This window comes from Erythrobacter sp. 3-20A1M, assembly GCF_018636735.1.
In the GTDB taxonomy this organism is placed as follows: Bacteria; Pseudomonadota; Alphaproteobacteria; order Sphingomonadales; family Sphingomonadaceae; genus Alteriqipengyuania.
The window spans coordinates 1647058-1660764 of record NZ_CP045200.1; the positions used below are offsets into that span (position 1 = coordinate 1647058).

General features: G+C 63.1%; 16 protein-coding genes and 1 pseudogene. All 17 read left to right on the forward strand.

All coding sequences use genetic code 11. The features are described 5' to 3' along the window. Position 1 precedes the first annotated feature (1 nt). The 17 genes and pseudogenes from F7D01_RS08120 (at position 2) to F7D01_RS08200 (ending at position 13530) form a co-directional block, all read left to right on the forward strand. A complete protein-coding gene (locus tag F7D01_RS08120; protein ID WP_009823993.1) occupies positions 2 to 436 on the forward strand; it encodes a Spy/CpxP family protein refolding chaperone in 435 nt (144 codons plus the stop codon). A 6-nt stretch (positions 437 to 442) separates the two neighbouring features. After that, a complete protein-coding gene (locus F7D01_RS08125; protein WP_151884812.1) occupies positions 443 to 1003 on the forward strand; it encodes an RNA polymerase sigma factor in 561 nt (186 codons plus the stop codon). 55 nt (positions 1004 to 1058) lie between these two features. Next, entirely contained in the window at positions 1059 to 2867 is a 1809-nt protein-coding gene (locus F7D01_RS08130) for a copper resistance system multicopper oxidase (protein WP_215227150.1), read from the forward strand. Further along, positions 2864 to 4177, forward strand: a complete 1314-nt coding sequence (locus F7D01_RS08135) for a copper resistance protein B (RefSeq protein WP_215227151.1) — start codon at positions 2864 to 2866, stop codon at positions 4175 to 4177. Before F7D01_RS08130 ends, F7D01_RS08135 begins: the two co-directional genes overlap by 4 nt. 24 nt (positions 4178 to 4201) lie before the next feature. Continuing rightward, a complete protein-coding gene (locus tag F7D01_RS08140; RefSeq protein WP_160661430.1) occupies positions 4202 to 4720 on the forward strand; it encodes a nuclear transport factor 2 family protein in 519 nt (172 codons plus the stop codon). 27 nt (positions 4721 to 4747) lie between these two features. Continuing rightward, the gene (locus F7D01_RS08145) at positions 4748 to 5479 is read left to right on the forward strand and encodes a PepSY domain-containing protein (protein ID WP_215227152.1); all 732 of its coding nucleotides are present in this window, start codon (positions 4748 to 4750) and stop codon (positions 5477 to 5479) included. A gap of 231 nt (positions 5480 to 5710) precedes the next feature. Beyond that, the gene (locus F7D01_RS08150; RefSeq protein WP_215227153.1) at positions 5711 to 6382 is read left to right on the forward strand and encodes a DUF2231 domain-containing protein; all 672 of its coding nucleotides are present in this window, start codon (positions 5711 to 5713) and stop codon (positions 6380 to 6382) included. A gap of 708 nt (positions 6383 to 7090) precedes the next feature. Next, complete coding sequence (locus tag F7D01_RS08155) at positions 7091 to 7444, forward strand: hypothetical protein (protein WP_010240464.1); 354 nt, start codon at positions 7091 to 7093, stop codon at positions 7442 to 7444. Between the two features lie 71 nt (positions 7445 to 7515). Then, a complete protein-coding gene (locus F7D01_RS08160; RefSeq protein WP_160661428.1) occupies positions 7516 to 7785 on the forward strand; it encodes a hypothetical protein in 270 nt (89 codons plus the stop codon). A 269-nt stretch (positions 7786 to 8054) separates the two neighbouring features. Next, positions 8055 to 8255 (forward strand): annotated as a pseudogene (locus F7D01_RS15525) (single-stranded DNA-binding protein); the annotation flags it as partial. A 139-nt stretch (positions 8256 to 8394) separates the two neighbouring features. Further along, positions 8395 to 9183, forward strand: coding sequence for a relaxase/mobilization nuclease domain-containing protein (locus F7D01_RS08170; protein WP_371819568.1), 789 nt, complete (start codon positions 8395 to 8397; stop codon positions 9181 to 9183). A 113-nt stretch (positions 9184 to 9296) separates the two neighbouring features. After that, positions 9297 to 9977: a conjugal transfer protein TrbF gene (gene trbF / locus F7D01_RS08175; protein WP_010240179.1), complete on the forward strand. Its 681-nt coding sequence runs from the start codon at positions 9297 to 9299 to the stop codon at positions 9975 to 9977. After that, positions 9977 to 10978 (forward strand): P-type conjugative transfer protein TrbG, encoded by a 1002-nt coding sequence (gene trbG, locus F7D01_RS08180; RefSeq protein ID WP_029140648.1) that lies wholly within the window; start codon positions 9977 to 9979, stop codon positions 10976 to 10978. Before trbF ends, trbG begins: the two co-directional genes overlap by 1 nt. Further along, a complete protein-coding gene (locus tag F7D01_RS08185) occupies positions 10975 to 12153 on the forward strand; it encodes a TrbI/VirB10 family protein (RefSeq protein ID WP_215227154.1) in 1179 nt (392 codons plus the stop codon). Before trbG ends, F7D01_RS08185 begins: the two co-directional genes overlap by 4 nt. Next, positions 12150 to 12386 (forward strand): DUF2274 domain-containing protein, encoded by a 237-nt coding sequence (locus tag F7D01_RS08190; protein ID WP_010240186.1) that lies wholly within the window; start codon positions 12150 to 12152, stop codon positions 12384 to 12386. The genes F7D01_RS08185 and F7D01_RS08190 overlap by 4 nt, the downstream gene beginning before the upstream one ends. Positions 12387 to 12715: 329 nt before the next feature. Further along, positions 12716 to 12853, forward strand: coding sequence for a benenodin family lasso peptide (locus F7D01_RS08195; RefSeq protein ID WP_010240188.1), 138 nt, complete (start codon positions 12716 to 12718; stop codon positions 12851 to 12853). A gap of 62 nt (positions 12854 to 12915) precedes the next feature. Next, entirely contained in the window at positions 12916 to 13530 is a 615-nt protein-coding gene (locus F7D01_RS08200) for a lasso peptide biosynthesis B2 protein (protein ID WP_010240191.1), read from the forward strand. The last annotated feature ends 177 nt before the right edge of the window (positions 13531 to 13707 follow it).

Here is a 13707-nt window from a genome sequence, read left to right on the forward strand (position 1 = left end):
TTTGAAGACGACGCATATCGTTCTCGCGGTGCTTCTCGCAGCACTTGCAGGATGCCTCGGCGCGATTGCCGCGGACCGCTGGGCCAATCACGAGGCTGGCTCCGGCCTCCACGATTTCGTGCACGACGAACTCACCCTGACGGCCGACCAGGAGCAGCGTCTCGATGCGCTCGAGGCTCGTTTCGCTGTCGAAAGGGCACGGCTCGAAGGATCGGCGCGTGCAGCCAATGCCCGGCTCGCCCAGGCGATGGAAACCGAGCATGAGTACGGTCCCGAGGTCTCGGCCGCGATCGACGAGGTGCATGCACGCATGGGCGATCTGCAGAAAGCAACGGTGCGCCATGTCTTCGACATGCGCGAAATTCTCGAACCCGAGCAGCAACGCCAGTTCGACCGCAAGGTCTCCGACGCCTTGACCCGCGACCCTCGCGACTGAAGCGCCATGTCGGGGGCGGGCGACAATCCGGATGAGGCCCTTGTTTCGCAGGCGAGGGCTGGAAACAAGCGGGCTTTCAGCCAACTCGTCGAGCATGAAACTGGTCGGCTTCTCGCGCTCGGGACACGCATGCTTTCCTCTCCTTCTCAGGCCGAGGACGTTGTTCAGGACAGCCTCGCTTCGGTGTGGCTGACGCGCCATCGGCTTGATCCGGACAAGCCGATCGGACCCTATCTGACAACCGTCGTCCTCAACCGCTGCCGGGACCGTTTGCGCAGGCGCAAGGTCGCGGGCTTTTTCGGACTGTCGGGTGATGACGAACTCCATTCCATCGCCGACGATTTGCCGGGTCCTGAAGCGTTGGCCGTTTCCAGGGAAGAGCTCAATCTCGTTCAGGCCGAGATCGCGCGAATGCCTGTAAGGCTGCGCGAAGCGCTTGTGCTCGTGACCATCGAGGGGCGTAGCCAGGCCGAGGCGGCCGATCTTCTCGGAACGACCGAAAAGGCGATCGAAACCCGCGTATATCGCGCGCGCAACAGGCTGAAGGAGCGCTTCGAAAAACTTTGAGGGGTTGGCTGGGCGCGCGCGTAAGTAACGGTAAACGCCAAGTCAGGAGCCCTTTATGATCGCCGTCAATCGACGCAAGTTTCTCGGAGCCGGAGCAGGAGGAATGGGTCTGCTCGGCCTTGCCGGGGCGATGCCTGCCTGGGCACGGGGCGCGGACATCCTCGCAGGTAACGCCCGCAAGGGGCTGGACGAGATATCCGGCCCCAATATCGACCTCACCGTTGCCCGATCGGCCTTCGCGACCGGCAACAGGCGCGGCGGCGCGATCGCCGTCAATGGCACGATCCCCGGTCCGCTGTTGCGATTGCAGGAAGGCATGACCGTCCGGCTCAATGTCCATAACCAGCTCGAGGAAGATACCTCGATCCACTGGCACGGTCTGCTCGTGCCGTTTCAGCTCGATGGAGTGCCTGGCGTGAGCTTTCCCGGCGTCAAACCGGGAGAGACCTTCACCGCCGAATTTCCGGTTCGCCAGTCGGGTACCTACTGGTGGCACTCGCATAGCGGCCTGCAGGAACAGGCCGGGCATTACGGCGCGATCGTGGTCGACCCCGCCGGACCCGATCCGGTCCAGGCCGACCGCGAATATATCGTGGTGCTGAGCGAATTCAGCGAAATGTCGCCCCACACGATTTTCGACAAGCTCAAGAAGGGCGAAGGCTACTTCAACTACAACCAGAACACCTGGACCGACGATTACCCGCTTTCGGGCGAGGATCGCCGGATGTGGGCGAAAATGCGCATGATGCCGACGGACATCCTCGACGTGTCGAGCGCGGCTTATACCTATCTTCTGAACGGCCATGGCCCGCTCGACAATCTGGAATACCTCTTCCGCCCGGGCGAACGCGTGCGGCTGCGCTTCATCAATGCCGGCGCCATGACCTTCTTCAATATTCGCATTCCCGGCCTGCCGATGACCATCGTTCAGGCGGACGGGCAGAACGTCGAGCCGGTGGAGGTCGACGAGTTCCAGATCGGTGTGGCCGAGACATACGACGTCGTCGTGACGCCGGGCGCGCAACAAGCCTACACGCTGGTCGCGGAGTCGATGGACCGCTCGGGCATGGGTATTGCCACACTCGCGAGCGCACCCGGCGCTCGCGCCGCCATTCCGCCGCTGCGCGATCCGCCGCTTCTGACCATGGCCGACATGGGCATGAGCGGCATGGACCACGGCTCGTCTGGCGATGCCGGCATGTCGGGCATGGACCACGGAAGTGGCGGCGACATGGCGGGGATGGATCATGGTTCGTCCGGCCAATCCGAGATGGCAGGCATGGCCGGCATGTCGGGGATGCAGATGCGCGACACGTCGCTTCTGCCGCCCGATGTGAAGGTCGGGCCCGGTCTCGACATGGTCTCGATGAACCCGGTCGACCGCATGGGCGATCCCGGCATCGGTCTCGCCGATGTGCCGCATCGTACGCTCGACTATCGCAAGCTGCGCGCTCTGACTCCACACCGCGAGGGCCGCACGCCGTCCCGGCGAATGGAAATTCATCTGACCGGCAATATGGAGCGCTACATGTGGTCGTTCGACGGCAAGAAGTTCTCCGCCGTCTCAGACGAGCCGATCCGTTTCGCCTATAACGAGCGCGTGCGCGTGAAGCTCGTCAACGACACGATGATGGCGCACCCCATTCACTTGCACGGTCATTTCTTCGAGCTGGTCAATGGCGCGCCGGCCGATCGTCAACCGCTCAAGCACACGGTAATCCTGCAGCCGGGTGGCAGCGCGCAGTTCGACCTGACGGCGGACGAGCCGGGCGACTGGGCCTTCCACTGTCACCTTCTCTACCACATGCATGCCGGGATGTTTCAGATCGTCACGGTCGCCAATCCCGACGGGAGCGAAGCATGAAAATTCGTATTGTCAGCCTGCTCGCATCGGTCGCAGCCGGCTCAGTTCTCGCCTCCCCCGCGGCGGCGCAGCATGCCGGTCATTCGCCGGCGGAGCCGCAGCAAAGCGCCGAGGCGCAGGCTGACGCGAAGACGAAGTGCGAGGAAGAAGCCGAGCGCCATCGCGCGATGGGGCATCCGGTTGCAGATGGAGCATGCGAACCGGCTGCTCAACCTGAAGCCGCCATGGACCGCTCCGAGATGGATCACTCAACCATGGATCATGGTGCGATGACCGCTCAGGATGGCCATTCTGGCATGACAATGCCTGTGGACGCTGCCCGTCCACAGGCATCGCCCGAAAGTCATGAAGGAATGGATCACGGCTCGATGCCGCAGGGCAAGCCCGCCGAAGGCGCGATGGATCATTCGCAGATGAATCACGGCGAGATGGGTCAGGCGGAGGCCAGTTCGTCGATGGACCATGGGCAGATGGATCACAGCCAGATGAACCATGGGGAGACGCCTTCGCAGGACAGGCAGGGCATGGACCATTCGGCGATGCAGATGGGCTCGGACGATGATATCCCGCTGCTGCCGCCTCCTCCAGAAGCAGGGAGCGGCCCAGCGCGCGCGGCGGTCGCCATCTGGGGCGAGGAAGCCATGAACGAAGCGCGCCGCGAGCTTGTCCGCGAGACCGACGGAGGAATGCGCTTCTGGTTTCAGGGCGACCGGCTCGAATACCGCGCCCGCGAGGGGAAGGATGGATATCTGTGGGACATCCAGGGATATTATGGCGGCGACATCGACAAATTCTGGTTCAAGTCCGAGGGTGAGGGCAGCTTTGGCGAACCCATAGAAGGCGCCGAGGTCCAGGCGCTCTGGAGTCGCGCCATTGCGCCCTTCTTCGATTTCCAGGCGGGTGTTCGCCAGGACCTCACCGGTCCGGAGCGCACGCACGCGGTTATCGGTATCCAGGGTCTCATGCCGTACCGCTTCGAGGTCGATGCCGCGGCCTTCGTCTCCACCAAGGGCGATGTGACCGCGCGTATCGAGGGCGAACTCGATCAGCGCATCATGCAGCGGTTGATCCTCCAGCCCAGAGCCGAACTCGCGCTTTCTGCGCAGGACATTCCCGAGCTGGGCATCGGTGCCGGGCTCGATCGGATCGAGGCGGGCCTGCGTCTTCGCTACGAGTTCGCGCGCGAATTCGCACCCTATGTCGGCGTTTCGCAAGAATGGCGCATCGGCGACAGCGCGGATTTTGCGCGGGCCGCCGGAGAGGATCCGAGCGTCACCAATTATGTCGTCGGTGTGCGATTCTGGTTCTGAAATCTCAAAAAGGATAAAACTTCCATGACCAAGACTTTGACGCGCATCGCGGCGACTGCGTTTGTTGCCGCGCTGATACCGCTGCCAGCCTTCGCGCAGCAGATGGACCACTCTTCTCATGCGAACCATCAGATGCACGCGATGGACGCCTCGGCGGAGGATGTCGCGGGCGCTGAAGAAACCCTCAAGGCCTATCGCACCGCTCTTGAAGCGCGCGACGCGCAGGCAATGCGCGCGCTCTTCGCCGAGGACTCGGCGATCTTCGAGAATGGCAAGGCGGAAGGAAGCTTTGCCAATTACATGGAGCACCATTTGGGCCCCGAGCTCGACGCGATTGTGAGCTTCACCTTTACCGACCCCACGCTGACCGTCACCCGGATGGGGCACATGGCCCATGCCTATGAGACGTATGGCTATCGCATCGAACTTAGCGATGGCCGGGTGATCGAGCGCGACGGCGTGGCGACATCGGTGCTTGCTCACGATGCGGACGGGTGGAGAATCGTCCAGTACCATTCCTCGTCGCGCGCGCTGCGCAACTGATTACGGCTTTCGAAGAGGTAGCACCGGTTGGCAACGCCGTCGCTGAAGCTGCGCCTGCATGTGCTCGGCAGCAAGATCCACAAATGGCTGGCGATTTTCGTCGGTGTCCAGGTTCTCTTGTGGATGGGAACCGGCGCCCTCATGTCGTTTCTCGACCTGGAAGAAGTTCGCTCCGAACATGTCGTTTCGCGTGAACGAGAGGCGCTGCCCGCCGATGCCCCGCTCCCGGCCTGGGTCGCAAATGACGGTACTCTTGCAGCGGTGACGACACGTTCGCTCGACGGCGATGCCGTGACCGAGGTCCGAAAGGTCGACGGTAGCGTGAGCCTTCACGATCCGGTGACAGGGCGCAAACTCTCCCCCATCTCGGCTCCGACGGCAAGATCCATCGCGTTGCGCGCATGGACCGGACCGCGCACGACGATCGAAGGCGCGCGGCTCGTTCACGAACCGGTGGGGACCGAGTTTCGCGGCCCTTTTCCGGCCTGGCAGGTCACCTATGCTGACGAGGCTTCGACGCGCCTCTACATCGATGCCAGCAGCGGTACCCTCGGGGCGGCGCGTAGTGATACTTGGCGCCTGTTCGATTTCATCTGGGGCCTGCACATCATGGACTGGACCGAGCGCGATCGCATCAACAGTTGGTGGCTTCTGCTGTTCGGCATTGGCGGCACGATCATAGCCCTGTCGGGTTTCGTCCTGCTTGCGAACCGGATGCCGCGGCTGCGTCGTCGCACAAAGAAGAGCAAACTCGCCTGAGCCCATGGGGCTAATGCGCGTGGGCGAACGCCTTAACCCCGTTCGTCAGGCCGAACGGGGCCAGGAGCCGACTGCGTTCGACGATCGCGATGGTGCCGCCATCAGACGTGATACGGCGGACGCACATCTGTCGCGCCAATACCATCAAATTAATGTGAGGGGCACGCGGCTGCCGTGCGTATCAGGCACATAGGTCGCACTGCAACTGCAGGGTCGGGAGAGATACGAGACATGAAAGCCCCCTCATTCTTGGCGCTGCTCGCCGCAAGCCTGCTCTTCGTCGGACCCGTTCAGGCTCATGGCGACGAAAAGCACGGCGAAGAGACGAGCGCCGCACCTGCTGTCACCAATGGCGATGCGCCCGACCAGGCGGCCATGGCGCAGATGGGCGACGGCGGAGCGGCCGGCGAGCCCTCAGCCGGGCACGACGAAGCAAGTGGAGGCCATGACGAAGCCGGTGGCCATGCGGAGGAGGGTGAAACCGGCGTCATGGCCGTACTGAAGAAGCTGCATCCGGCAACGATCCACTTCCCGATCGCCTTGTTTCTCATGGCTGCGGCCACCGAATTGTTCGTGATGCGCCGGAAAGGAGCGGGCCTGGAAAGTGCGGTGCGCGTGCTTGTCTACGGCGGAGCCATCGGCGCAGTGGTCGCAGTCCTGTTCGGATGGATTCACACCGGTCTGTGGTTCGGCGGCGACACCGTCATGCAGGTGCATCGATGGAACGGTATGCTGATCGCCGTTCTCGGTATTGCGATGGCCTATCTCGCGAGCAGGCCGAGCCAGAGCCGCGCATGGTTGCGCGCGTCGATATTCTCCATCGCGGCGCTCGTTCTCATCCAGGGCTTCCTTGGCGGCGAGCTCGCGCATGGGCCGAACCACCTCGGTATTTCCTGGCTCTGAAGGAGTTGAAGAGCATGCGTTTTTCCAGATTGAATGCAGCGATCGGGTTTCTCGCGATCGCGCCCTTGATGTCCGCTCTTGCTGCTTGCGACGAGGCGCAGGAGAGCACACCGATTACCGAGGTTTCGCCTATGGGCCAAGCTGCAGTGGTGGCTGCCACGGCTCCCGAGTCGGGTCTTGCCGATCCGGCAGCCTCTCCCTCCGAAGATGAGGCAGCGACCGCTCGGGAGGACGCTCTTTCGACAAATGGGGCCGCCACGCCCGCCTCACGGCACCCTGCCTCCCCCGCATCACGCGCAACTGCCACACCCGCAGCGCCAGCAGCGCGGACGCAACCCGCGAGCGAAGGGACCCAACCCGCCGATCCCCATGCGGGCCATGACATGTCCTCGATGGCCGATCACGACATGGAAGGTATGTGATCGGACGCGTTTCCCGGTGACCCGGCAATTCAGGAGATATCCTCGGCAAGAAATCGCAACGAACAACGCAAGATCAGGAAAGGACGGCCCCGCCTCCCCCCGACGCCCTGCGGGTCGCAGGTGCCCCCAAGGGGTCGTTCAGGAACCACGCGTGAAGACCAACCCGACGCGCGGGGTTCCGTTTGCCCGGCTTCGCTGTCGCCGTGCCAAGCGCATCCCGGTAGGGCTTTGTGTTATGTGAGCAGCGTGCAGACGATCGCCTCGTTGGTTATGAAAGGAACCGCATATGTCGGAAACGGGAAAAGCCGGGGCGCTGTCGCGCTGGGAAGACGAAGGCGGGGCATTGCCCTGCGGGCCGCAGGAAGCGCTCGCTGCCGACTGCGAGAAATGGGATATTCCGCCACTTTCCGATGCCGAGATCATCCAATTGCGCATCAGGGTGATCGCCCTTGAGAACATGGTGCTCGGCCTTCTGTCGAAGGCCAGCGCCGATCAGCTTGCAGCAATCGAAGAAATCGCGGAATTCATATCCCCGCGTGCCGATGCGAAGCCGCATCCGCTTACCCTGCATGCCGCCACCCAGATGGAGCACTTCGTCGAGCGCGCCCGGCGGCTTCGCGAGCAACCCACCGCTGATTGAGCGACGCTTGACCGGGCCACGAATGCTGGCCTTCCTCGCCGCGGCCCGACCGATGATCCGAAAAGAGTGCGATGGACCTCGATACGCTTCTCATGCGCTATTTTGGCACTGCCGATCCTGGAGCGGTTGGCGCAGAAACCTTGGCCTCGGGGATCGAGCGATGCCAGGTCGATCTCGGTCTGGAGCAGGACCGGGGAAAACGCTTTGCCCTGTGGGCCATGCTCTACCTGCTCGGGTCTGCCCCCGACCTCGACGTGGCCTTCGAGAACGAGGAAGACCGGGAAGCAGCCCGCAACTTCATGGATCTCCTGGCGGTATCGGAAGGCAATGAGGTAAGCTGATTGCAGCAGGGTCTTGGCACCTTCAGACCCGCACCCGATACCCATCCGGCTTTCTTCGCGAACAGTCCTGAACCAGGTCAGCTGAGGAGCCGCAACCCGTTCCTTTCCGGCCGTGTTGGCGGCTTCGCCGCCTGCCCGCACCCCCCGTCATGAACAGGTTTCCCTTCGGCCCTTCAGGCCTGCGGTGCAGTCCTCCCATGCCCTGCTTCTTCTGGATGTTCGCAAGCCGGAGATGGTCTCCGGTTTGAGGAACTGAAGGAACTTATCTCATGACCAATATCGCAATCCTCACCGGCCGTATCGCCCGCGATCCGGACACCCGCGAAACCAAGGGCGGAACCAGCGTTACCGGGATCACTGTCGTCACCGATCGTCCTGCACGCGACAAGGACGGCAAGACCTACAAGGACGAGAACGGCTACACCGCCAAGGACAGCGAATTCCACCGTGTGACCTGCTTCAACGGCCTCCCATGCTTTCCAGCGGCGGGTCATCATCAAGGCGCGCGTCGTTCGCCATGGCGGCAGCCGGTTCCGCTCGGCACCGCTCGCCCGCCACATCGCCTATCTCGAACGCGACGGCGTCACCCGTGACGGATCGGATGCCCAGATGTTCGATGCCTTATCGGATGAGGTCGATGGCGATGCCTTCGCCGCGCGCTGCGAAGACGACCGGCATCACTTCCGCTTCATCGTGTCGCCGGAAGACGCAAGCGAGATGGCTGACCTGCGCGCTTTCACGCGCGAACTCCTTGAGGATATGGCGAGCGATCTCGACACCAAGCCCGACTGGGTGGCGGTCGATCACTGGAATACCGACAACCCGCATGTCCATGTCCTGGTCCGCGGCGTTGCCTCGGACGGCAGGGACCTGGTGATCGATCGCTCTTATATCAGCGAAGGTATGCGGGCCCGCGCCCAGGAGCGCGTCACCGTCGAGCTCGGCCCGCGCAGCGAGCGCAATATTCAGCAAGCGCTCCGCCGCGAGGTCGATGCCGAGCGCTGGACCTCGCTCGACCGCCGCTTGCAAAATCAGCGCGACGATCTTGGCGTGGTCGATTTGTCCCCCGAGGACGATGCGACACGCCGCAGCAACCGCGCATTCCTTATTGGCCGCGCACAAATGCTCGAACGCATGGGATTGGCCGAGCGGGTCGGGTCGGCGCGCTGGACCTTGACCGCAGACCTCGAACCGACATTGCGCGCGCTGTTGGCCGCGCAGCAGGCGGTGCCGCCATGTCGCCGCTACGCAAAGCGGCAGACAGCGCCAGGAGCAATTTCCGCGACGGGGCGCGTGCGTCGGTCGGGAACATGGGTGGCCGCATCGTGCCCGCTCACGGTGCTTCGTCACCGGATCCGGAACAGACGAACGGCCCGCCGGCCTGGGCGCGGTCCATGAAGCACAGGCAGAGCCTGGGGCACTCGGCCTCGCTTGCCGCGCACACCGTGCGCTCCGGTGATGGCCACGGTGCAGGCGCTTCCATCGACACCAAAGAGAAGGATTAGCTTTCAATGTTCAAACGGCCTTCGATCCGCTACGCAAAAACGCCTCAAGCAGAGACGCCCTACCAGCGCGCGGCGCAGGTCTGGGACGAACGCATCGGTTCCGCGCGCGTCCAGGCAAAGAGCTGGCGCTACGCCTTTTTCGGCGCCCTCGGCCTGTCGGCAGCGCTGACGGGCGGGCTCGTGTGGCAGAATGCGCGCGGCACCATCGTGCCCTGGGTGGTCGAGGTCGATAGGCTCGGCGAGGCCCGCACCGTCGCTCCTGCCGCTGCGGATTACGAGCCGACCGATCCGCAGATCGCCTTTCACCTCGCCCGGTTTATCGAGCATGTCCGCGCTATCCCCGACGATCCGATTGTGGTGCGCGAGAACTGGCTCAGAGCCTACCAGTTCGCCAGCGACAAGGGCGCCTTGGCGCTCAACGATTATGCGCGGGCCAACGACCCGTTCGCGGCAATCGGCCGCGAACAGGTTGCGGTCGATGTCACCAGCGTGATCCGAGCCTCGCCGCGCAGCTTCCGCGTGGCCTGGGTCGAGCGGCGCTACCGCGACGGCGCGCTCGCCGAAACCACTCGCTGGACCGCTATCCTCGGCGTTGCCGTCCAGCCTCCCAGAACGCCCGACGCGCTCACCAGCAATCCGCTCGGGATCTTCGTCACCTCGATCAACTGGTCAAAGGAGCTTGGCTGATGACGCACTTACTTCAATTCTCCCGTCCGGCGCTGCTCGCAGCCGGCGTTCTACTCCTTGCCGGATCGCCCGCGTCAGCGACGCCTGCGCCGCAGGCCCGGGCCGCATCGCGGGCGATCACCGCCTTCGACCTCGCCGATGCATCCCGCCTTGTTCAGGCCATTGCATATGCCAACACCCCCTCGCGGCAGGCCTCCCCCACTGCCGCGCGCCGCTCCCCTGCCTCTGACCCCGCCCCTGATCCTCAGAGCCATGTGGGAGCGGCGAACGAGGCCGCCAGGATCGAACCGGACAATGCCGGATTTGACAATGCCATCCAGCGCTATGCCTATCGCGAAGGTGCGTTGTTCCAGGTCTACGCCAAACCCGGGCAGGTGACCGACATCGCCTTGCAGGAGGGCGAAACGCTGGTCGGCCCCGGGCCGGTCGCTGCAGGTGATACCGTGCGCTGGATGATCGGCGACACGCTGAGCGGCTCGGGAGCGACGCAGCGGGTGCATATCCTTATCAAACCGACGCGGCCCGACATCGCCACCAATCTGGTCATCAATACCGACCGCCGCACCTATCATATCGAACTGCGCGCCAATCCGGACATCTATATGGCCTCGGTCAGCTGGTCCTATCCGGCAGACGAACTGATCGCGCTGCGCCTTGAAGAAGAGCGAGCGGCGCGAGCCACACCAGTCGCCGACGGGTTCACGCTTGAGGCGCTCAATTTCGATTACCGCATCTCGGGTGACAAGCCTGACTGGCGCCCGCTACGGGTCTTCGACGACGGACAGCGGACCCTGGTCGAGTTTCCACCCGATATCGCCCGGGGCGAAATGCCGCCATTTTTCGTGGTTGGCGCCGGTGGCGCAGCCGAGCTGGTCAATTACCGGGTCTCCGGGCGCTATCTCATCGTCGACCGCCTCTTCCACAAGGCCGAACTGCGCCTCGGTGCCGGTCGCAGACAGGTCCGAGTGAAGATTGAAAACCGCAAGAGGGGGCGGTCGTGAACGAGGAAAGCAAGACCGAGCCGCCACCCGATGCCGAAAGTATCGTTCAATTGCGCGGGGAAGGGCCGCGCGTGGTCAGGCTGTCGCGCAAGGCTATCGGCATTGCCAGCGCCGCGGGTCTGACCGTCCTTGGCGGTATATTGCTCTACGGCCTGCAGCCGCCCTCACAGGACAGCGGCGAAGAGCTGGTGAACACCGACGGGATCGCTGTGGCAGACGGGCTTGCCGCAGCCCCGGCGGACTATTCCCAGGTTCCGAGGTTAGGGCCACCGCTGCCGGGCGATCTCGGTCAACCGATCCTCGAGGCGCAGGATCGCGGTGCTATTGCCGCGCTGCCCCCTGTCGGCGCCCCGCCTCCGGTCCCGCCCCAGCGGGCGGCGCCGAGCCCTGAAGAAATAGAGCGCGAACGCCTAGAACAGGAACGCGAGGCGGCGCGCGGCAGCCGCCTGTTTTTCGGCGGCGGGACACAAGCTGCCAGTTCTGGTCCGGCAGCTTCGGGGGCTGGGCCACAACCGGCAGTACCATTTCAGCCCTCCGTCTCGACCGCGCGGGCAAGTTTTCTCCAACAGCCTGCCGAGACGCGGACAGCGTCCGTGCAGCGGCTTGAGGCGGTGCCATCTGGCGCGCTGCTTCAGGCCGGGTCGATCATTCCGGCAGCGCTGATCACCGGCATCCGCTCAGACCAGCCCGGCCTCGTGACCGCGCAGGTTACCGAGAATATCTATGACAGCCTGACCGGACGGCATCTTCTGATCCCGCAGGGTGCGCGCCTGATCGGTGAGTACGAATCCGATGTCGGGTTCGGGCAACGCCGGGTGCTGCTGGCCTGGAACAGGCTCATCCTGCTTGATGGTCGCTCGATTGTGCTCGATCGCCAGCCAGTCGCCGATCCCTCGGGCTATGCCGGACTGGAAGACGGCGTCGATTACCATTGGGGCGGTGTCGTCAAGGCGGCGCTCGTTTCCACTTTGCTCGGGATTGGTGGCGAACTCGGCGCAGGTGGAGATGATGATCTGCTGCGCGCTGTTCGCCGCGGCAGTCAGGACAGCATCAATCGCGCTGGCGAGCAGGTGATTGCACGCGAGCTCGATATCCGCCCGACGCTGACGATCCGCCCCGGCTTTCCCGTGCGGGTGCTGGTGACGCGCGATATCGTGCTGGAGGGTGGAGCATGACCCGGCTCAAACTCTCCGACATCACCGATGGCAAGCCTGTAAAGTTAACGATCGAAATCCCTGCCCGGCTCCATCGCCGGCTGATCGAATATGGGACCGTGCTCAATGGCGGGGTATCAGAGGGTGCGCCTGTGCCTGAGCTGCTTATTCCGCCGATGATCGAGCGCTTTGTTGCAAGTGACCGGGATTTTGCCAAGGCACGCAGAGGATCGCGCGCACTATCCAAACAATAAGCACCTACAATATCGGAACTTTTTCTGGTTCTTCCAAGCCATTCTTACTTGCGAAATGCACACGTAGGTAGAATTGCGCTGTTTCCGCGTGCATGATTGGCCTTATCGTGAAGTAGCGAACGCATGTTCCTAGCGACCGGGTGGCGACACGCATGTCCAGGCGAAAAGCTAAAGGTGTCGATACACTCGCCAACGGGTGTTTCCATCACCCGGTCGCATCTTCGACCACACTGTATTTATAATTCCATTATAAGTTGGTCTGAATTCCGCTCCGCGCTCACTCTCCACTTGCGACGTCCGAGTCGCGATACCAACCACAGGAGTGAATCATGAAGGAGTTCGACCATAACCAGAATGAGGTTATCGACCTCGGCAAGGCCTCGGTTGAGACCAAGGGCGCCGTCGGTTTCTACATCGACGCCAGCGGCGGGCAATTGGCCAACAGCCCGGGCCTGCTCGACGAATAAGTCCTCGGCGGGCCGTGCGGCGCAATCCTGCCGCGCGACCCGCCGATTCGGGCTCCCAATCGATGGATCTCCACCGCGAAGGACTGGCGTGGCGCATTTTGGATGGCCAGCTCCTATTTCTCGATGTTTCCAACGATCGCTACTTTCGGTTGTCGGATGACGAAAATCGCAGATGTCTCGAAAAACTTGGCCGGTATCCCGAGAAGCAATGGCACCAACCGAGCAGCCTCGCCCGGCCTGCGGACTGGACCGTCCCAGAACAATCGAGCCCGGCAATCGCCGAGCACACCTTTAGTCTGCCCGCAGTCGCGAGAGCGCTTTGGATGCAACGCCGCGTTGAAGCGCGGCTCGCGAAACACTCTTTGGCGCTGGTCCTTTCCCAATTACGGAGCGTTGTCGAATCCAGGTCGGAAAGCCAATTCGAGATCAGTGAGAAGGGACGCAGGTGTATCGGGGCTTTTGAGGATGCACGATTGTTGCGCACCGCTGCGGACCGGTGTCTTTCGCGCTCCATCGCTCTCGCGACTTGTCTTGCCGCATATGGCGACCGGGCGCGGATCGTCATCGGCGTCCATACACCCCCTTTTGCAGCACACTGCTGGACGCAGCACCGAGACACGGTCTTGAACGACAGTGTCGAAGAAGTGCTCCGCTATGAACCAATTCTTGTCGTATGAGACCGCTACGTTTTGTTCTTGCGGTTCCTCATGGCGCGAACGGCCAAATCTTGCCGTCAATCGTTGCAACCCCGGGTCAGGTTTGTTCCGATGTCGCGGCCTTGTGGTGTGACAGCGAAACGCCCTGCCATTTCCTGAACCGACAGTGCTGCCTGATCGGGATCGCTTTTTCCCGAA